Here is a 20,420-nt window from a genome sequence, read left to right as displayed (position 1 = left end):
CCCGGCGACACCCGCCGCACAACAACGAAGAGACCCGCCGAAGCGGGCCTCTCCGTTGTCGGTCTTGGCGACTCCCTACGTTGCGGGTGCTCCCGTGCCAGGGATGCCGCCGCTGCCGCCCGCGCCGCCGGCTCCGCCGGCGCCGGCGCCGGCGTGGCCGGGCTGACCGGGCTGACCGGGTGTCGGGCCGCCGGTGACACCGAGCCCGGGAGCCACGCCGCCGGGGGTCCCGGCGCCGTTGGCGCCGCCGTTGCCGCCGATACCGCCATCTTGGCCGTCGCCGCCGCTGCCGGTGGTGCCAGCGGCAGAGCCACTGGCGCCGCCGGTGCCGCCGGTGCCGCCGGCCGCGCCGGCCGCGCCGTCGCCGCCCTTCCCGGCGCCACCGACCGTTCCGGCGCCGTTACCGCCGACCAGCGGTTGACCGGCGCCACCGGCCCCGCCGTTGCCACCGGCGCCACCGACGCCGGCGGTGCCGCCGTCGCCGCCCTGACCGCCGGTTCCGGTGGTGACAGAACCGCCGAGACCGCCCTGTCCGCCGGCCACGGTCGTGCCGCCGTTACCGCCCGCCCCGCCGTGACCGCCGTCGCCGCCGTTGACTGCAGTGCTGGCCGCGCCGCCGGCGCCGCCGGTGCCACCCTGACCGCCCGCACTGGCGTTACCGCCATCACCGCCGGCCCCGCCGGTGCCGCCGAGGGCGTTGCCGCCGTCGCCGCCACTGGCGGCCGCGCCCGGGGTGCTGGCATTGACGTTCCCGCCGGCGCCACCCTGACCGCCCTGGCCACCGTTGGCTCCCGCGGCGTCGGCCTGGCCGCCGGCCCCGCCGGTGCCGCCGTTGCCGGCGGTGCCGGTGTCACCGGCGTTACCGCCGTCGCCCCCGGAGGCGCCGACGGCGCTGGTGCCGCCGCCATCGCCGCCGGCGCCTCCCGCCCCCGCGTTGCCTCCGGCGCCACCCTGGCCACCCTGGCCACCTGCCACAGCACCGACCGCGTTGCCGCCGGTGCCGCCGGCGCCGCCGTCGGTGCCGTTGCCGCCGTTACCGCCGACGCCTCCCGCGCCGCCGTTGCCGACGTATCCGGAGCCCGCCCCGGTAGTGGTGCTGTTGCTGCCGCCGGCGCCGCCGCGACCGCCGCTGCCACCGGCGCCGCCCTGACCGCCCTGACCGCCTGCGCCGCTGGCGTTACCGCCGGCCGCACCATTGGCGACCGCGTTGCCGCCCGCCCCGCCGTTACCGGCGTCGCCGCCGGTGGAGCCGATGCCGCCGTAACCACCCTGGGCGCCGTCGCCGCCGGTGCCACCGGAGCCGCCGGTGCCGGCGGTGCCGTTCACCGAGTTGCCGCCCGCGCCGGCCGTCGCCCCGGCGTCGCCGCCGGCGCCGCCGTTGCCGGCGTTGCCGCCCGCGCCGGCCGGTTGGGTGCCCGTGGCGTTCAGGCCGCCATCGCCGCCGTTGCCGCCGTAGTTGCCGTTACCGCCGGTTCCGGCGTTGCCACCGGTGCCGCCGGTGCCGGTGGCCAGCGCGTTGCCGCCTGCCGCGCCGTTGCCGCCGACACCACCCTGGCCGCCGTCGGAACCGTTGCCGCCGGAACCGGTGCCGGCGCCGTGGCCGCCGTCGCCGCCGTAGCCGGCCTGACCGCCGGTGCCGCCGTTACCGGCGTTGCCGCCGTTTGCTGGGCCACCCACGTTCGTCGGGTCGTTGGCGTTGCTACCGGCCCCGGCGTTGCCGCCGGCGCCACCGTTCCCGGCCACGCCGCCGTCGCCGCCGTTGCCGGTCGCACCGGCGCCGGTTGCCAGCGCATTGCCGCCGTTGCCGGCGTGGCCGCCGGCGCCGCCGGTGCCGCCGCTACCGCCGTTGTGGCCCACGGAGGCGGACCCGACGGTGTTGCCGGTGTTCTGGAAGCCGGCTGTGCCGTTGCCTGCGGCACCGCCGTCGGCGCCGTTACCGCCGAGCCCGCCGTTGCCGCCGAACGCGCCGCTGTCGCCGCCGTTACCGCCGTAACCGCCCTGGCCGCCCTGGCCGCCGTTGAAGCCGTCCACAGCGTTGACGCCATCGGGGGTGAAGCCGTCGCTACCCTTGCCGCCTTCGGCGCCGTTACCGCCGTTGCCGCCGTTTCCGGTGCCCAGGCCGGCCGGCCCGCCGCTACCGCCATTGCCGCCATAGCCGCCGGTGCCGCCGGTCATGCCTTCGCCGGTCATGACGTTGTAGCCGATGGCGTTACCGCCTATCGCGCCGTTACCGCCGTCACCGCCGGAGCCGCCGTCCCCGGTGACACCCGCGTGGCCGGTGACGCCACCGGCCAGGCCGCCAGCGCCGGCTGCGCCCGCGGTGCCGCCGTTGCCGCCGTAGCCGCCGTCGCCGCCGTTGAGCCCGACCGTGTTCCCCACCAGGTCACCTTGGGTCGGGTTGTAGCCCTTACCGCCGTCACCGCCGTTGCCGCCGGTACCCGCCGAGCCCCCGTCACCGCCGTTGCCGTCGGTGCCCGCCGCGCCGTTGGTGGCGGTGCCCGCGACGCCGCCCTTGCCGCCGCTGCCGCCGCTGCCGGCCGAGCCGCCGTTACCGCCGTGCCCGCCGTTGGGGGCGTTGGCCGCCAGTCCATCGGCGCCGTTACCGCCGTTGCCGCCGCTGCCGGCGGTGCCGCCGGTGCCGCCCTGACCGCCGTTGCCGGCGTTGCCGCTGACCGTGCCCCCGGCGCCGCCGTTACCGCCCTGGCCGCCGCTGCCGCCGCTGCCACCGGTGAGGCCGTCGGTGCCGTTGCCGTCGGCGCCAGTGCCGCCGTTGGCGCCGGTGATGCCCTGGCCACCCTGGCCGCCCTGGCCGCCGTCACCACCGTTGCCGGTGGTGCCGCCGGCGCCACCGTTGCCGGCCGTGCCGCCGGTACCGGCGGTCAGGTGGCCGACGGTGGCGTCGGCACCCGCACCGCCGTTACCACCGGTACCACCGGTGCCGCCGGGGCTGGCGACCCCGCCGTCGCCGCCGTGACCGCCCATGCCACCGTTGTGCGCCCAGTCGCCCGCGGCGCCCACGCCACCGTCTCCTGCCTGACCGATGGCACCCACGCTGCCGTCGGTACCGGCTTGACCGTTGCCTGCTCCGCCGGTCCCGGCCGTTCCGGCGTGACCGACCTCGGTGCCGCCGGCGCCACCGGCGCCACCGACCCCGCCCGAACCGTCGCCGTACTCTCCGTTCACGCCCCACTGCCCGGCCGCACCGGTACCGCCCTGGCCGCCGTCACCGGCGTCACCGCCGTTACCGGCATTGCCGCCATGGCCCTCCGACCCGCCGTTGCCGCCGTTGCCGCCGTCGCCGCCGGCCGCACCGGTGCCGCCGGCCTCACCGGTGTTACCGGTCTTGCCCGCAGCACCGTTGCCGCCGTTCCCGCCGTTACCCCCGTTACCGGTGGCGGTACCGGCGTTGCCGCCGTTGCCGCCGGTACCGCCAGCCGTGCCTGGGATAAGCGGGGTGAAGCCGTCCGCACCGTTACCGCCGTTGCCGCCGCCGGTGCCATCCGGCCCGGCAACGCCGGCCTTGCCACCACCGGCGCCCGCCGCACCACCGGCCCCGCCGTTGCCTTCGGCGCCGCCGTTACCACCGTTGCCGCCGTTGAGGTGGGTGGCGTCGGCCGCTGCGCCGTTGCCGCCGTTGCCGGCCATACCACCGGCGCCGCCGTCACCGCCGTTACCGCCGTGACCGCCGAACAATGCGTTGAGGAAGCCGGTTCCGGCACCACCGGCACCGCCGGCACCACCGTCAGCACCGTTTCCGCCGTCTTGGCCGGCGCCGTCGACGCCGCCGCTGCCGGGCACGCCCCACACGCCGTTGGCGCCGTTGACGCCGTCCGCGCCGTCGTCGCCGTCGCCGCCATTGCCGCCGTTGCCGAACCAGCTGCCACCGGCGCCACCGTCGCCGCCGGCGATGCCATCGTTGTTCGGGTCGAGGGCCGCGTCGCCACCGGCGCCGCCGCTGCCCCAGAGGTTCGCGTCACCACCGCTGCCGACGATCCAGTCGCCGTTCGCGTCCAGACCCGAGAAACCGGCACCACCGTTGCCGAAGAAGAGCCCGCCGTCTTGACCATTGGGGTTGGCCGCGGTGCCGGCGGCGCCGTCACACCACAAACCACAGGAGTTGGCAAACGACCAGGCGCTGCCGGGCACAGAGCCGGCCGCGTCACCGGCCTGGCCGGAGCCGGTGAACCAGCTGTTGACCGTAGCCATGAGTGAGTTCCAGGTCGCATCCCAACCGACCTGGTCCGCGGTCGCGCTGCCCGCAGTCGCCGCGTCGAATGCCGAGGAGTCGAACAGGGCCGACCAGGCCGCAGGATCGACGAAAGAATTCCAGTCGATGCCGTCGTAGGGCAGCGCCCACGCCGACGGGTCGAACAGATCACCCAAGTCGAAGTCATCGGCTTGGGCAGACGGCATGTGCGCCAATGGCCCCATCCCGAACGCCAAGAACGCACTTACCGCCGCGCCGGCACCGGCGACATGACGCGCCTTGCCTTTGGGCGTGGAATTCCGCTTCCCACTGCGGTTCCTGTCAGACATCACACAACCTCCCCATGAACACCGAGATGCTTAAAGCTCGCTAAGACGCCTTAGGTTATTTCGGTATTCGGCGGGGATCATAGAGTAATCAACTACCCTAGTTTTTTCGAGAAAGACCTCTTGCTTACTCGCCCCGGCAAGGGTGCCTACCTGAAACACCCACTGCGGTGTGTCCGCGACACACCCGCTCGCCGGGAAAGGCCAGCTCAGAAGGTCCTCGCCGGGAAGGGTCAGACCGGCAGGAGCTGGTCGATTACCGCCGCCAATTGCTTGGCCGAGCGGCACTCATGCATGGCGATGACGTCCTCGTACCGCGGAACCGCGGAATCCCCGCTGCCCCAAAGGTGTCTGGGCTCGGGGTTGAGCCAGTGCGCGTGCCGGCTCGCGGTCACCAGATGCGACAGCACGTCGGTGCCCGGGTCCCGGTAATTGGTGCGCCCGTCGCCGAGCACCAGCAGCGCGCTGCGCGGTGACACCACACTCGGGTACTTCTCCACGAACGAGACGAAGGCGTGGCCATAGTCGGAGTGGCCGTCACGGGTGTACACCCCGGACTCTCGGGTGATCCGCTGAATGGCCACCGCCAGGTCGGCCTCCGGCCCGAACAGATGCGTCACCTCATCGGTGGTGTCGATGAACGCAAAGACGCGAACCCGCGAGAACTGTTGCCGCAGTGCGTGTACCAGCAGCAGGGTGAAGTGACTGAACCCGGCGACCGACCCCGAGACGTCACAGAGCACCACCAGCTCGGGCCGGGCCGGACGCGGTTTGCGCAGTACCACGTCGATCGGCACGCCGCCGGTGGACATCGAGCGGCGCAACGTCTTTCGCAGGTCGATGGTGCCGGCGCGGGAACGCCGCCGGCGGGCGGCAAGCCGGGTGGCCAGGGTGCGGGCCAACGGCGCCACCACCCGGCGCATCTGGCGCAACTGTTCGCCGGAGGCACGCAGGAACTCGACGTTCTCCGACAGTTGCGGGATGCCGTACATCTGCACGTGCTCGCGGCCCAGCTGTTCGGCGGTGCGCCGCTTGGTCTCGGCGTCGACGAGCTTGCGCAACTGTGCGATCCGCTGCGCCGCGACGGCCTTGGCGATCTGCTCCTGCGTCGGACTGGGCTCATCCCCGTACGGGGTGAGTAGCCCGGCCAGCAGCCTGCCTTCGAGTTCGTCGAGCGCGAGCGCCTTGAGCGCCTGGTAGGCCGAGTAGGACGGGCCGCGGCTGGAACGGTACTGCCCGTAGGCCCCGACGATCGCGGCGACCATCGCCGACAACCGTGCGTCGGTATCGGCCAGATCGGGATTGGCGGTCAACAGGTCGACCAGCATGGCCCGCATGTCCTCGACGTCCTCGGGCAGCGGCGCGTCGTCGGCCGACTGGGGGTCGTCGGAGACGATCACGGTGCGCCCACCCAGCGCGGCGGGGAACCACAGGTCGAACATGGCGTCGTAGGTGTCGCGATGATCGGGCCGGCGCAGCACCGCGCAGGCCAGCCCCTCGCGCAGCACCTCCCGATCGCCCAGCCCGAGCGCGGCCAGCACCCGCCCGGCATCGACGGTCTCCGATGGTCCTACCGAAATCCCTTGCCCGCGTAAGGCTTCGACGAACTCCACCAGGTGCCCCGGGATACCGTGCGGGGCCAGCGGCTGGGGTGGGCGGGTTCTACGCACCATCTAGGCGACCATCAGTTCAACCGGAGTTCCCCGGATGCGCGCACCTGATCGGACTGGTGTTTGAGCACCACCCCGAGCGTGGCGGCGACGGTGGCGTCATCGATGGTGTCCAGGCCCAGCGCCAGCAGCGTGCGTCCCCAGTCGATGGTCTCGGCCACCGAGGGCAGCTTCTTGAGCTGCATGCCGCGCAGCACGCCGATGATGCGCACCAGTTCGCCAGCGAGGTGTTCGGGCAACTCCGGTACCCGAGACAGCAGGATGCGCCGTTCCAGGTCCGGATCGGGGAAGTCGATGTGCAAGAACAGGCAGCGGCGCTTGAGCGCCTCGGACAACTCGCGGGTGGCGTTGGAGGTCAGCACCGTGAACGGTGTGCGGCTCGCGGTGATGGTGCCCAGTTCCGGCACGGTGACCGCGAAGTCGGAGAGCACCTCCAGCAGCAGGCCCTCGATCTCGATGTCGGCCTTGTCGGTCTCGTCGATCAGCAGCACGGTGGGATCGGTGCGCCGGATCGCGGTCAGCAGCGGACGCGACAGCAAGAACTCCTCGGAGAACACGTCCATCTTGGTGGCGTCCCAGTCACCGCCCGGAGCGGCGGTGTTGCCGGACTGAATGCGGAGTATCTGCTTGGCGTGATTCCACTCATACAGCGCGCGGGCCTCGTCGACGCCCTCGTAGCACTGCAGCCGCACCAGCCCGGCACCGGTGGCGGCGGCCACCGCGCGGGCCAGTTCGGTCTTGCCGACCCCGGCCGGTCCCTCCACCAGCAGCGGCTTGCCCAACCGGTCGGCCAGGAAGATCGCGGTGGTGGTGGCGGTGTCGGCCAGGTAGCCGGTCTCGGCCAGCCGCCGGGCGACGTCGTCGATGTCGGTGAACAGCGAGGCGTGCTGCGCGGGGGTGGCGGGAATGGCGGGCTTTTCCATGCGAGGGTATGGCTCCTTTAGACGGGACGAGTGTGGCCATCACCCCACACGATCCATTTGGTCGAGGTCAGCTCCGGCAGGCCCATCGGTCCGCGCGCATGCAGTTTCTGGGTGGAGATGCCGATCTCGGCGCCGAAGCCGAACTGCTCGCCGTCGGTGAACGCTGTCGAGGCGTTGACCATGACAGCGGCGGCATCGACCTGCTCGCTGAACCGCTGGGCGGCGGCCATGTTGGTGGTGACGATGGCCTCGGTATGACCGGTGCCGTACTCGTTGATGTGGTCGATGGCGTCCTCGAGCCCGTCGACCACCGACAAGGCGATGTCCATCGCCAGGTACTCGCGGCGCAGATCGTCCTCGGCGGCGGCGGCATCGGCGTCGCCATGCACGGTGACGCCGGCGGCGGTCAACGCATCTACCAGCCGCGGCAGCGCGGAGGCGGCGATGGCCCGGTCGATGAGCAGAGTCTCGGCAGCGTTGCAGACGCTGGGCCGCCGGGTCTTGGAGTTCAGCAGGACCTCTTCGGCGACGGCGAGGTCGGCGCCCTCATGGATGTAGACGTGGCAGTTGCCGACGCCGGTCTCGATGGTCGGCACCAGCGCATCGCGCACCACGGCCTCGATCAGCCCGGCACCCCCGCGCGGAATCACCACGTCGACCAGTCCACGGGCCTGGATCAAATGGGTGACGGTGGAGCGGTCGACCGCCGAGAGCAGCTGCACGGCGTCGGCGGGCAGATCCTCACCGGTCAGTGCGCCCCGCAGGACGTCGACCAGAGCCTGGTTGGAGTGTGCCGCCGATGAACTGCCGCGCAGCAGTGCGGCGTTGCCGGACTTCAGCGTCAGCCCGAAGGCGTCCACGGTGACGTTGGGCCGACCCTCATAGACCATGCCCACCACGCCGAGCGGCACCCGCTGCTGACGCAGCTGCAACCCGTTGGGCAGGGTGTAGCCGCGCAGCACCTCACCGACCGGATCGGGCAGCCCGGCCACCTGGCGCAGTCCTGCGGCGATGCCCTCGACCCGCTGGGGGTTCAGCCCCAGCCGGTCCAGCATGGCCTCGGGGGTGCCGGCGGCCCGGGCGGCGGCCAGGTCTTCGGCGTTGGCCGCCAGGATGTCGTCGGAGTGGGCCAGCAGCGCGTCGGCGGCGGCGTTCAGGGCACTGTTCTTGGCCACGGTCGACAACGCCGTCAGCACGCGGGAGGCGATCCGGGCTCGGCGGGCGGCGTCGTGGACCTCTTGGCGCAGGTCGGGAAGCACGGGGACGCTCATCGTCCCAGCGTATCGGCGAACGCGGGATCCGGCGAAACGGCCCCGCTCTGGTGCTGACGGCGGCGCTGATCGATGATCCGGCCCAACTCCTGCAGCAACAGCGGCTTGGCCATCACCAGTTCTTCGATATGGTCGCGCTCGATCACCACCGCGGTCACTTCCTCCAGGGCATAGGCGTCGAACTGACTGGCTTGCCGGGTCAGCGTGGTGACGCCGAGGAAGGCGCCGTGCCGCAGCGTGGTGTCCGATACGGCCGGATCCGCGCCGGTGAGGCGGACGCTGCCTTCGGTCAGGAACGTCATCGCGGTCGGTACCTGACCGGCCTGTTCGAGTGCTTCGCCGGTGCCGTAGCGGACCACGGTGGTGTAGGGCGCCAGGGCCTGCCGGTCGGCGTCGGTGAGCCGCAGCGCGGGTGCCACCACCGTCCGCAACGCCTCGGCCACCCGCTGCGGCGTGGAGAACTCGTCGTCGGCGTCATTGAGGTGCAGGCCTTCGCGGCGGGCCGCATACCAGAGCCACAGGTTGAAGGTGGCCTGCGCCGCGCCGTCGTCGCCCGGGGAGTCCAGCGCGATGGTGGTCCGGTATTGGCCCCCGCCTAGAGCCACCGATTCGGGCGCCTCCCCGGTGGTGCGCAGCGGCAGTGCCGCGGCGACCCGCGACAGCAATGCGCAGACCCGGTCGGGTGGGTCGACAACCGCGAACGTGGTCGTGACCGACACCCGGTGCAGCCCGCCGGATCGGCTGATGTTGGTGAACGAGGTGCCCGCCAGCACCGAGTTCGGCGTGACCTGCAGCCCCTCGGAGGTGCTGATGTGCACCGCGCGCCAGTTCACTTCGACGACCTGACCGCGCGCCGAGGGGGTGGACAGCCAGTCGCCGATCCGGAACGGCTGCTCGAACAGCATGAACAGACCCGAGACGATCTGTCCGACCGAATTCTGCAGCATCAGGCCGATGACCACCGACGTGACGCCCAGCGCGGTGAACAGCCCGCCGATCCGGGCGCCCCACACGTGCGACAGGATCAGCGCCAGGCCCAGTCCGATCAGCAGGAATCGGGCGACGTCGATGAAGATGGTCGGAATCCGGCCGCGCCACGAGCCCTTCGGGGCGCTCTGGAAGAAGGTGACGTTGAATCCGGACAGCACCAACACCAGCAGCATGAACCCGAACACGGTGAAGATCACCCGCACCGTCGGGTCTTGAGCCGGTACCCCGGCCACCGGCACCAGCAGCGCCAGCAACGCGCCCAGCGGCAACAGGTAATTGCGGATCAGCGCCACCGGTCGGGCCAGATAGCTGCCGCGGCGCACTAAGGCCACATGCCATTCGGTGAACAGGGTCAGGCCGGCGGGCAGTCCGACGGCGACGCCGAGCGCCCAGTAGAACCACGGCCCGAAGACGTTCACGGTTTCTCCGACAATCGCCAGGTCTGCTCTTCGACGTCCCCGATCAGCACGGTGCCGGCGGGGACGAATTCCTGGCTGTCGCCGAGCATGTCGCGCACCGCCTCGGTGGCATAGATGCCGGGTTCTGAGGTGGCCCTGCGCAACTGGTAGGTGAGATTGACCGCCGAGCCCCACAGGTCGTAGGTGACACCGGACCGGCCCACCAGACCGCTGACGACCTCCCCGGTGTTGACCCCGGCCCACAGGCTCAGCCGATGACCGGTCTTGACGTCGAACCGATCCACGATGCGCTGCATCTCGCACGCGAACTCGACGATACGGTGCACGCCGTCGAGCCGCGGGGTGGTCAAGCCGCAACCCGCGAGGTAGCCGTTGTACATAGTGCGGATTCGTTCGACGCCAACGACTTCGGCCGCCGCATCGAACTGCCTCACCAGCTCGTCGACCATCGTCACCAGTTCGTTCGCGGAGACCGCGGCAGACAGCTCATCGATGCCATGCAGTTCGGCGTAGACCACGCTCACGTTGTGATGCTCCTCGGCGATGGCCTGTTCGCCCCCGCGGTAACGCTGCACCACCGATTCGGGCATCAGTGACAACAGCAACTCGTCGTTCTGCTTGCGCTGCTCGTTTAGCAACTCCTCCTTGATTCGCAGGCTGCGGCTCATGTCGTTGAATGCCCTGGTGAGATCGCCGATCTCATCGGCGGCCCGGGTCGCCACCGCAGCGCTGTAGTCGCCGGCGCTGATCCGCTGGGCGGCACTCTGTAACCGCCGGATCGGTCGCAGGAACAACCGGGCGAGCACCATCGCCAGTACGCAGATGGTGAAGATGACCGCGGTGGTGGCCAGCACCACCCTCCTGCTGAACGACGTGACCCCGGCGTAGGCGTCGGAGTAGTCCCGGGTCGCCAGGATCGACCACTGCAGGTCGGAATTGGGAATGGTCAGCGGCGCGTAGGCCACCAGCTCGCGGTTGCCCAGATAGTCGTATCCGGTGTTCAGCGTGCCGGTCTGGCCGCGCTGGGCGGCATGAAGTCCAGGTGCACCCACCGGCTGAACCAGGGTCGTGGTGCCCAGCTGCAGGGCCCTTTCCGCCGTCGCCACCGCGGTGCCTGCCGCCACCGCTTCGCGACGATAGGCCTCGGGGTCCTCCAGGAACAGTCGCGAATCGGAGCGCATCAGTTCGTCCGGACCGGCGAGATAGGTCTCGGTGGTGTGGCCCAGCCCCGCCTCTTTCCACTGCCGGTTGGCGGTCATGATCCGGTTGACCTTCGCGCTGGGCAGCGGCAGCGCCATCACACCCTCGACGGTGCCCTGGTTGCCCACCGGCGACACCAGCCAGGCGGTGGGCGTGTCCAGGTTGGGCTGATAGGGCTGGTAGTCGGTGATCCAGACGAAGTTGACGGCGTTGGACGCCAACGCTTTGCGGTAAGCGTCGCGCAGACTGGATTCGCGGTAGGGACCGGTCAGCACATTGGTGCCTAGGTCCACACCCTTGTTCACGCTGTAGACCACATTGCCGCGGGTGTCCAGCAACAATGCGTCGAGGTACTCGTTGCGATCGACGATCTCGGCGAAGAAGCTGTCGAACTGGGCGTTGGCCGCCGCCCAGACACCGGGGTCACCGGCATCGTAGGGTTTCTTGGGATCTCCGGCGAAACCGGCGGTGTACTGGGCTTGCAGGTAGCGCTGGGCGGTCGACGTCGGCAGCAGCGCGGCGATGTCAGCGTGTTCGCCGGTCCGTTTGGCCAGCTCGTTGACGAAGCGGTCACGGTAGTAACCCGTTATCGCCCGCTGCTGTTCGGGAGTGACTGCGGCGTGGGCAAGTTCGTCGAACCCCGCGGTGAATGCCTTGAGCGCGTTGGCCGCAGTCGCTCCCCCGCTGAAAACGACCAGCGAGTTCGTCATCTCGGCGAACAAGGTGCTCACCGCACGGCGCTGCGCCTCGCGGGCCTGCACCAGCTTGCTGGTCGCCGCACGCTGCAATTCGGCTGCGCCGTACTGGAACTCGACGAACCCGACCACCGCGACCGAGGCAATGCTGGTCAACAGCAAGATGAGCATCAGCTTGGTCTGAATGCTGATCCGGGATGGCAACCGCCGGCGCCGACGTTCATCGCTCTCGGTGCTGATCGTCGACGGTGCCGAGCCCACTCGGCCGCTCCCTTCGGTTAGGCGGACGATTTCCCAGCGTAGGGGATCTGACGCATTCCGCGTTCGTGAATGGGAAGCTGGCAGCATGGCGACGCGAGTGTGCGTGGTGGGCAGCGTGAACCTGGATAGCGTGTTCACGGTGGCCGCGCTGCCGGCCCCGGGCGAGACGGTGCTCGGCTCGGCACCGAGCGCTCACCCCGGCGGCAAGGGCGCCAACCAGGCGGTCGCGGCCGCTCGGGCCGGTGCGGATGTCTCGTTCGTCGGCGCGGTCGGCGACGACGACGCGGGCGAACGGTTGCGCCGGCACCTGCAGGCCAACGGGGTCGGCACCGAAGGATTGACGACGGTGCCCGGGCCCAGCGGATCGGCGGTCATCACTGTGGACCCGGCCGGGGAAAACACCATCGTGGTGGCGCCGGGCGCGAACACCTCGCTGACGGTCGATGCCGGCCTCGAGCTCATCACCGGATCCGACGTACTGCTGCTGCAGCTGGAGATCCCGCTCGCCACCGCGACCGCCGCCGCCCGAGCCGCTCACCAGGCGGGCGCGACCGTGATCGTCAACGTCTCCCCGATCCGCGGCGATGTGACCGAGCTGGCCGGGCTGATGGACGTCGCGGTGGTCAACGAGACCGAATCCGCACAGTTCGACCACCCGGTACCGCACCGGGTGGTCACGCTCGGCGCGCGCGGAGCGCGCTACACCGGTGACGGCGGCTCGGTTGTCGTATCTTCACCGAGGGTCGAGCCGGTGGACACCTCGGGCGCCGGAGACGTGTTCGCCGGCGTGCTGGCCGCCGGTTGGGCCGAGGGCATCGAATCCGCGCTGCGCCGCGCCTGTGTCGCCGGGGCGCTGGCGACGCTGGTGTCCGGAGCCGGCGAATGCGCTCCGGGTGGTGCGGAGATCGACGCAGCGGTCGCCGCGATGCGGCGCTGAGCAAGAACTATCAGCACCCGGCGGTGCTGTATCGGCTCAAACCCGCACGTTGAATCCCAGGTCGACGTCGGAGGCGGCCTGCCCGCCGCGGATTCCCCAGTTCTCCCGATCCACCTCGTGCAATGTGATCATCACATGGTCACGCGGAATGCCCAGTGCGGCAAGGCGTTCGACGACCTCGGCGTAGAGCGCCCGCTTGGCGTCCAGGGACCGGCCGGTGAAGCAGTCGATGGAGACCAGGGTGCGGTACTCCGGTTGGCTCAACTCCTGCGAGACCGCGAACCGGTGCGGTTCGTGGGCGATCAACCGGACGTTCTTGTCCTTGGCCGGGATCTGGAAGGCCGCTACCAGCGCACCGTGCACGGCGTCGATGATCGCGACTTCCTCGGCTTGGGTGTAGCGGCGGCGAACCTCGATCAGGACGGTGGGCATGGCTTCTAGCCTGGCAGACGGTCAGGCCCGCTTGCCCCGCACCCACTGGATGGTGCCGACGTTCTTGACCCGCACGCTGGTGAAACCCTGGCTTTCCAAGGTGTCGGCGATCTCGTCGTCGCCGAACACCCGCGCACCGGCTTTGGGCAGCAGCCGCCACAGCCGGGCGGCCGAGCCGGCGGTGGGCACCATCAGCGCGATCCGCCCACCGGGTTTGAGCACCCGCGCCATCTCGCCCAGCGCCGCGGCCGGGTCCGGGATCAGCTGCAGCACCGCGATCGAGGTGATGGCGTCAACGGTGTTGTCGCGCAGCGGGAGCCGCTGGGCATCGGCGCGCAGGAATCCCGCCTGGGAGCCGGCCTGCACCCGTACCGCACGGGCCAGCATCGGCTCGGAGACGTCGACACCCAACGCCAACCCGTCGGCGCCGACGGCGCGGGCCAGCGAGGCGGTGATGCTGCCCGGACCGCAGCCGACGTCCAGTGCCACCCCGCCGACCGGGATGTCCAGCCAGTCGATCGGATGCTGCCAGGCCTCAAGGAGTCGGCGGGCCACGGCCTGGGCGTTGTCGTAGAACATCGACCCGAACGGCGAGGCCCACAGCTTCTGGATGGCACCGGTGTTCTGCTGCGCGGCGACGTCTCCTGGCCCGCCGAGCAGGTCAAGATAACCTCGGTCCACCTGCGGGTCCGACGGCGGATCGCTGAGCAACGTCATGGCCCGCTGCAACGCCGGTGACAACGGAAACCTGCGCACCTCGTTCATCGTCGGTGCTCCTTTCTAGCCGTGCGGAATCTCCCGTTCGATCTCGTCGAGCCAGACCCGCGCCGACATGTCCGCGGGGGCCCGCCACTCCCCCCGCGGCGACAGTGAGCCGCCGTGGGACACCTTCGGCCCGTTCGGCAATGCCGAGCGCTTGAATTGGCTGAACGAATAGAACCGCTGGGCAAAGACTTTCAGCCAGTGCCGGATGTCGGCCAGCGAATAGGCCTGCCGCTTGTCCGCCGGATACCCGGGCGGCCAGGACCCCGCTTCCACGTCGTGCCAGGCGTGCCAGGCCAAGAACGCGGTCTTGGCCGGCGTGAACCCGTGGCGCAGCGCTTGAAACAGCGCGAAGTCCTGCAGCGAGTACGGGCCCACCTTGTCCTCACTGCGCTGAATGTCCGCACCCTCGCTCGCCGGGACCAGCTCCGGGCTGATTTCAGTGTTGAGTACCGAGGCCAGCACCGCGCACACGTCGGTATCGAACTCGCCGGAGTTGATCACCCACCGGATCAGGTGCTGGATCAGCGTTTTGGGCACTCCGCCGTTGACGTTGTAGTGCGACATCTGATCGCCCACCCCGTAGGTGGACCAACCCAGCGCCAGCTCCGACAGGTCGCCGGTGCCCAGCACGATGCCGCCGCGCTGGTTGGCGATCCGGAACAGGTAGTCGGTGCGCAGGCCGGCCTGCACGTTCTCGAAGGTGACGTCGTAGACGGCTTCGCCGCGGGCGAACGGATGCTCCAGCTCGGTCAGCATCAGCTTCGCGCTGTCGCGGATGTCGATCTCGGTGAAGGTCACCCCCAGGGCCTTGCTCAGCGCGCCCGCGTTGGCCTTGGTGCGTTCGCCGGTGGCGAAGCCGGGCAGGGTGAACGCCAGAATGTCACTGCGCGGCCGGTTTTCACGGTCCATGGCTCGCGCGGCGACGATCAGGGCGTGGGTCGAGTCCAGCCCGCCCGACACCCCCAGCACCACCTTGGGATAGTTCAGCGCCCGCAGTCGCTGCTCCAGACCCGATACCTGGATGTTGTATGCCTCGTAGCAATCCTGTTGCAGCCGCTGCGGGTTCGACGGCACGAACGGGAACCGCTCGATCGCCCGGCGCAGCCCGATGTCCCCCGCCGGCGGATCCAGAACGAACTCCACCCGCCGGAACGCCTGCACCGCATCCCGGTGCTGGCGGCGGTTGTCGTCGAAGGTGCCCATCCGCACCCGCTCCGAACGCAGCAGCCCGAGGTCGACGTCGGCGACCGACCGGCGAGAGCCGCTGGGGAACCGTTCGCTGTCATCGAGCAGCTTGCCGTTCTCCCAGATCATGGTCTGGCCGTCCCAGGCGAGGTCGGTGGTCGATTCGCCCTCCCCGGCGGCGGCATAGACGTAGGCCGCCAGACACCGCGCTGAGGCTGAGCGGGCCAGCAAGCAGCGGTCCTCGGCGCGCCCGACGGTGATGGGGCTGCCGGACAGGTTGGCCAGCACGGTCGCGCCGGCCAGGGCGGCGTGGGCGCTGGGCGGCACCGGCACGAACATGTCCTCGCACACCTCGACGTGCAGCACGAACCCGGGCAGGTCGGTCGCGGCGAACAGCAGATCCGGGCCGAACGGAACCTCGGCATCACCCAGCCGGATCACGCCCCGCTCGCCGGCGCCGGCGGCCAGCTGGCGGCCCTCGTAGAACTCCCGGTAGGTGGGTAGGTAGGACTTCGCCGCCACCCCGAGGATGCGCCCGCGGTGGATGACGACGGCGGTGTTGTAGATGCGATGCGCATAGCGCAGCGGCGCCCCGACCACCAGCACCGGCAAGAGCTCCGCTGATGCGGCGACCACGTCGAGCAGCGCCGCCTCGACGGCACGAAGCAGGCTGTCCTGCTGCACGATGTCCTCGATGGAGTATCCCGACAGTGTGAGCTCGGGAAAAACGGCGAGCGCGACGCCGTCGTCGTGGCACTCGCGCGCCAGCCGCAGCACCGACTCGGCGTTGGCGGCCGGGTCGGCGAGCGTCGTGCGGTGCGTGCAGGCGGCGACCCGCGCGAATCCGTGCCGGTAGGCGTTGTAGAAGTCTCCAGAGCGGTCCATCGCTCCTCATTGTTGCCCGGCCCGTGTCAATACGCAGCTTTCGGGTATCACCAGGATCATGACCGAAACCGCGGTGGTCGTCGTCGACATGCTCAACGCCTACCGGCACGACGACGCAGAAGACTTGGCCGGCAACGTCGCGAACATCGTCGAACCGCTGGCCGACCTGGTCGAACGCAGCCGGGCCGATGACGACGTCGACCTGATCTACGTCAACGACAACTACGGCGACTTCACCGCGGGATTCGCCGAGATCGTCGACTCGGCGCTGCACGGTGCGCGCCCCGAACTGGTTCGGCCCATCGTCCCGGTGGCCGGCGATCGGCGGGTGACCAAGGTGCGCCACAGCGCCTTCTACTCCACTCCGCTGGAGTACATGCTCGGCCGGCTCGGCACCCGGCGTTTGATTCTGACCGGGCAGGTCACCGAGCAGTGCATTCTCTACACCGCCCTGGACGCCTACGTACGCCATATTCCGGTAGTGATCCCCGTCGATGCCGTCGCCCACATCGACGCCGAAATGGGCGCCGCGGCGCTGGAGATGATGTGCCGCAACATGGGAGCCGAGCGGTCGGCCGCCGGCAAGTGCCTACGCTAGGCCGATGGGCGACTCCGAGCCGACGGTCTGCGATCTGCTGGAGCTGATGGCGGGCCGGCGGGTCGCGGCGCTCACCGGTGCCGGCATCTCCACCGATTCGGGCATTCCGGACTATCGCGGCCCGGACTCGCCGCCGAGCAACCCGATGACGATCACACAGTTCACCGGCGATCCGGTCTTTCGGCAGCGGTACTGGGCCCGCAACCACGTCGGCTGGCGCCACATGGCCGACACCTCCCCCAACCTCGGGCACCTGGCGCTTTCAGCACTGGAAGCCGCCGGGGTGGTGACCGCGGTGATCACCCAGAACGTCGACCTGCTGCACACCAAAGCCGGCAGTCGTCGCGTCATCGATTTGCACGGCAACTATGCGACGGTGGTCTGCCTGAGCTGCGGGAACTCGTTGAGCCGCGCGGCGCTGGCCGAGCAGTTGGAGGAACTCAACCCCGGGTTTCTCGAACGGGCGGGCACACTCGGCGGCATCGCCGTGGCCCCCGACGCGGACGCCGTCGTCACCGACACCGCGTCATTCCGCTTTGCCGATTGCCACCACTGCGGCGGGATCCTCAAGCCCGACTTCGTCTACTTCGGCGAAAGCGTCCCCAAAGACCGCGTCGCCCAGGCCTATTCGGTGCTCGATGAAGCCGACGCCCTGCTGGTGGCGGGCTCGTCGCTGACGGTGTTCTCCGGCTACCGGTTCGTCCGGCACGCCGCCGCGCGCGGTATCCCGGTCGCGATCGTCAACCGCGGCCCCACCCGCGGCGATGCGCTGGCGGCCGTCAAGATCGACGGCGGGTGTTCTGCGGTCCTGGCGCTGCTGGCTTCGGAGCTGGCCCCGGCGGTTCAGCGAGGCTCGACGGAGGAGAGGCGAAGCTGGGACCGCCGCATGACCCCGGCGGTTCAGCGAGGCTCGACGGAGGAGAGGCGAAGCTGGGACCGCCGCATGACCCCTGCGATTTCGGCGCGGTAATCCTCGCCGAGGCCACACGTAGGAGCGTTGAGTCCGGCACGATGTCTCTGGTGAAACAGCGCCTGGACGCCGATCAGCGCAACGCGTTTTTGGCCGCCTTCCTGGGCTGGTCGATGGACGCCTTCGACTACTTCATCGTGGTGTTCGTCTACGCCGATATCGCCAAGACCTTCGGCCACACCAAGACCGAGGTCGCGTTCTTGACCACCGCCACCCTGGTGATGCGTCCGGTGGGGGCGCTGTTGTTCGGCCTGTGGGCCGACCGGGTCGGCCGGCGACTGCCGCTGATGGTGGACGTGATCTTCTACTCGACGGTGGGGTTCTTGTGCGCGTTCGCGCCCAACTTCACGGTGCTGGTAATCCTGCGCCTGCTGTACGGGATCGGGATGGGAGGCGAATGGGGACTGGGCGCCGCGCTGGCCATGGAGAAGATCCCGCCCGAGCGACGCGGATTCTTCTCCGGGCTGCTGCAGGAGGGCTACCTGTTCGGTTATCTGGCGGCCACCCTGGCGTCCTTGCTGGTGACCGACTGGCTGGGACTGTCCTGGCGCTGGCTGTTCGGGCTGTCCATCCTGCCCGCCTTGATCAGCTTGCTCGTCCGCTACCGGGTGTCCGAATCCGAGGTGTGGCAGGCCACCCAGAATCGGATGCGGCTGACCCGCACCAGGATTCGTGATGTGTTCACCGACGCCAAGGTGATCCGCCGGTTCTGCTACCTGGTGTTGCTGATGACCGCGTTCAATTGGATGAGCCACGGCACCCAGGACATCTATCCGACGTTCTTGACGTCACCCGAGGGAGCCGGTCTGCCGCCGGTGACGGCCAAATGGATTGCGGTGATCTACAACATCGGCGGCATCATCGGCGGCCTGATCTTCGGTGCCCTGTCGCAACGATTGGGGCGTCGCTACGCGATCATCTGGTGCGCGGTGATGGGACTGCCGATCGTGCCGCTGTTCGCGCTGTCGCAGAGCGCGGCGATGCTGTGCCTGGGTTCGTTTCTCATCCAGTTCTGCGTGCAGGGCGCCTGGGGCGTGATCCCGGCGCACCTGACCGAGATGTCCCCCGACGCGATCCGCGGCTTCTATCCGGGCGTGACCTACCAGTTGGGCAACCTGCTGGCCGCGTTCAATCTGCCGATTCAGGAGCGCCTCGCCGCTTCGCACGGTTACCCGTTCGCGCTGGCTGTCACGTTGTTCCCGGTGCTGATCGCCGTCGCGGTGCTGACCGCGGTCGGCAAGGACGCCACCGGGATCCGGTTCGGCACCGACCACCTCACCCCGAACCCCGCCGAGCAGACGTGAAAGCCCCCTTTTGCGGAGCGATTTAGGGGCTTTCGCGTCTGCTCGCGCCCAAGGACCGCGCCCGAAATCAGAACGTGCAAGGCATGGCGCGGATGCCGTGAATGAAGTTGCCGGCCAGATACTCCGGCTCGCCGGCCGCAATCTCGGGCAGCTGCCGCAGCAACTCGCCGAAGATCGCGCGCAGCTGGGCCCGTGCCACATGGGTGCCGAGGCAGTAATGCTGACCGCCGCCGCCGAACCCGACGTGCGGGTTGGGGTCGCGGCTCAGGTCGAATCGATCAGCCTGATCGAACACCGATTCATCGCGGTTGCCCGACGAGTAGAACATCGCCACCTTGTCACCCGCCCGGATGGTCTGGCCGCCAAGCTCGTAATCGGCTGCCGCGGTGCGCCGGAAAGTCATCACCGGGGTGGCGTAGCGAATGAATTCTTCGACGGCCATCCCGATACGACTGTCGAAATCCTCTAGCAGCCAAGCACGTTGGTCGCCGAAGTCGGTGAGCGCCTTGATCGCGTGACTGGTGGCCTGGCGGGTGGTGTCGTTGCCGGCCACCGCCAGCAGCACGAAGAACGCGGCCACATCGTCGTCGGTGAGCCGGTCACCGTCGACCTCGGCGTTCACCAGCGAACTGAACAAGTCGTCGCCGGGCTTCTCCCGCCGTTCGGCGGCGAGGCGGCCGGCGACCTGATGCAAATACATGGTGTTGGTGAACATGACCTCCAGCGGGTTGCGGCCGTCGAGGTAGGTCGGGTCGTTGGTCGACACCAGCGCGTCCGCGGCGTGTGCGACCTGCTCGCGCTCGGATTCGGGAATGCCCATCATGTCCGCGAGCGTGCGAAGCGGCAGTTCCTTGGCGCAGTGCTCCACGAAGTCGCAGCCACTACCGGCGGCCGTGAGTCCTGCGACGATGTCCTTCGCACTGGCCTTGATCGAGTCCTCAATGCGGCGGACCTGTCTCGGGGTGAACGCAGCGGTGGCCAGCTTGCGCAGCCGGGTGTGCTTGGGCGGGTCCATCGCCAGAAACGACATCGTCGTCTCGAGGACTTCCTCGGGGAAGTTCTCGAACATGACGCCCTTGCCGGACAGGAACACGTCGTTGGCGCGGCTCACCGTGACGATGTCGGCATGCCGGGTGACCGCCCAATAACCGGGGTCATCGGGATCGTTGAGCATCGAGTCTTCGACCGGAGGGTGCCAGCTCACCGGGCGTTCGGCGCGCAGCACGGCGAACGATCTTTCCCGCTCGGCGGCGGTGGTCGACCAAAACGCCTGCGAGGACAGGTCGATCGGGTCGTAGCTACGGGCGGAAGCGGACGTCGCGGTCATGGTGGCCCCTTTGCGGTCTGTGACTTCGCCCACAAACCGTAATTTAGACACTACG

At 69.7% G+C, this 20,420-nt stretch carries 13 protein-coding genes and 1 pseudogene; 4 read left to right on the top strand and 10 right to left on the bottom strand.

What is annotated here, in order from left to right:
- Positions 1-75 precede the first annotated feature (75 nt).
- The 6 genes from AC5Y31_RS04355 to AC5Y31_RS04330 all read right to left on the bottom strand — a co-directional run bounded on the left by AC5Y31_RS04355 (position 76) and on the right by AC5Y31_RS04330 (position 11,872).
- Positions 76-4,536, bottom strand: a complete 4,461-nt coding sequence (locus AC5Y31_RS04355; RefSeq protein WP_499978316.1) for a PE family protein — start codon at positions 4,534-4,536, stop codon at positions 76-78.
- Positions 4,537-4,766: 230 nt separating this feature from the next.
- Entirely contained in the window at positions 4,767-6,206 is a 1,440-nt protein-coding gene (locus AC5Y31_RS04350) for a vWA domain-containing protein (RefSeq protein ID WP_499978312.1), read from the bottom strand.
- Positions 6,207-6,217: 11 nt separating this feature from the next.
- A complete protein-coding gene (locus AC5Y31_RS04345) occupies positions 6,218-7,126 on the bottom strand; it encodes an AAA family ATPase (protein WP_499978311.1) in 909 nt (302 codons plus the stop codon).
- 17 nt (positions 7,127-7,143) lie between these two features.
- Complete coding sequence (locus AC5Y31_RS04340) at positions 7,144-8,397, bottom strand: glutamate-5-semialdehyde dehydrogenase (RefSeq protein WP_499978310.1); 1,254 nt, start codon at positions 8,395-8,397, stop codon at positions 7,144-7,146.
- Positions 8,394-9,806, bottom strand: a complete 1,413-nt coding sequence (locus tag AC5Y31_RS04335; RefSeq protein WP_499978309.1) for a mechanosensitive ion channel domain-containing protein — start codon at positions 9,804-9,806, stop codon at positions 8,394-8,396. Before AC5Y31_RS04335 ends, AC5Y31_RS04340 begins: the two co-directional genes overlap by 4 nt.
- A complete protein-coding gene (locus tag AC5Y31_RS04330) occupies positions 9,803-11,872 on the bottom strand; it encodes an adenylate/guanylate cyclase domain-containing protein (RefSeq protein WP_499978958.1) in 2,070 nt (689 codons plus the stop codon). Before AC5Y31_RS04330 ends, AC5Y31_RS04335 begins: the two co-directional genes overlap by 4 nt.
- Positions 11,873-12,047: 175 nt before the next feature.
- Between AC5Y31_RS04330 and AC5Y31_RS04325 the strand changes: the two genes are divergently transcribed.
- Positions 12,048-12,899 (top strand): ribokinase, encoded by an 852-nt coding sequence (locus tag AC5Y31_RS04325; protein WP_499978307.1) that lies wholly within the window; start codon positions 12,048-12,050, stop codon positions 12,897-12,899.
- Positions 12,900-12,935: 36 nt separating this feature from the next.
- Here AC5Y31_RS04325 and AC5Y31_RS04320 read toward each other — a convergent pair whose 3' ends face one another.
- From AC5Y31_RS04320 to AC5Y31_RS04310, 3 genes are read right to left on the bottom strand one after another with little or no spacing between them, the layout of a single operon-like run.
- Positions 12,936-13,331: a tautomerase family protein gene (locus tag AC5Y31_RS04320; RefSeq protein ID WP_499978306.1), complete on the bottom strand. Its 396-nt coding sequence runs from the start codon at positions 13,329-13,331 to the stop codon at positions 12,936-12,938.
- A 21-nt stretch (positions 13,332-13,352) separates the two neighbouring features.
- Positions 13,353-14,096, bottom strand: coding sequence for a class I SAM-dependent methyltransferase (locus AC5Y31_RS04315; protein WP_499978304.1), 744 nt, complete (start codon positions 14,094-14,096; stop codon positions 13,353-13,355).
- Positions 14,097-14,111: 15 nt separating this feature from the next.
- Positions 14,112-16,166, bottom strand: coding sequence for an NAD(+) synthase (locus AC5Y31_RS04310; RefSeq protein ID WP_499978303.1), 2,055 nt, complete (start codon positions 16,164-16,166; stop codon positions 14,112-14,114).
- A gap of 58 nt (positions 16,167-16,224) precedes the next feature.
- Between AC5Y31_RS04310 and AC5Y31_RS04305 the strand changes: the two genes are divergently transcribed.
- The 3 genes and pseudogenes from AC5Y31_RS04305 (at position 16,225) to AC5Y31_RS04295 (ending at position 19,038) form a co-directional block, all read left to right on the top strand.
- The gene (locus AC5Y31_RS04305) at positions 16,225-16,764 is read left to right on the top strand and encodes a cysteine hydrolase family protein (protein ID WP_301636566.1); all 540 of its coding nucleotides are present in this window, start codon (positions 16,225-16,227) and stop codon (positions 16,762-16,764) included.
- Positions 16,765-16,768: 4 nt separating this feature from the next.
- Positions 16,769-17,602 (top strand): annotated as a pseudogene (locus AC5Y31_RS04300) (NAD-dependent protein deacetylase); the annotation flags it as partial.
- A gap of 173 nt (positions 17,603-17,775) precedes the next feature.
- Positions 17,776-19,038: an MFS transporter gene (locus AC5Y31_RS04295; RefSeq protein WP_499978301.1), complete on the top strand. Its 1,263-nt coding sequence runs from the start codon at positions 17,776-17,778 to the stop codon at positions 19,036-19,038.
- A 67-nt stretch (positions 19,039-19,105) separates the two neighbouring features.
- On the opposite strand, the gene AC5Y31_RS04290 is transcribed toward AC5Y31_RS04295, so the two are convergent.
- Positions 19,106-20,365 (bottom strand): cytochrome P450, encoded by a 1,260-nt coding sequence (locus AC5Y31_RS04290; protein WP_499978300.1) that lies wholly within the window; start codon positions 20,363-20,365, stop codon positions 19,106-19,108.
- Between the last annotated feature and the right edge of the window lie 55 nt (positions 20,366-20,420).

It is taken from the genome of Mycobacterium sp. NGS18 (assembly GCF_059813185.1).
This window is presented reverse-complemented; position numbering and strand designations above follow the sequence as displayed.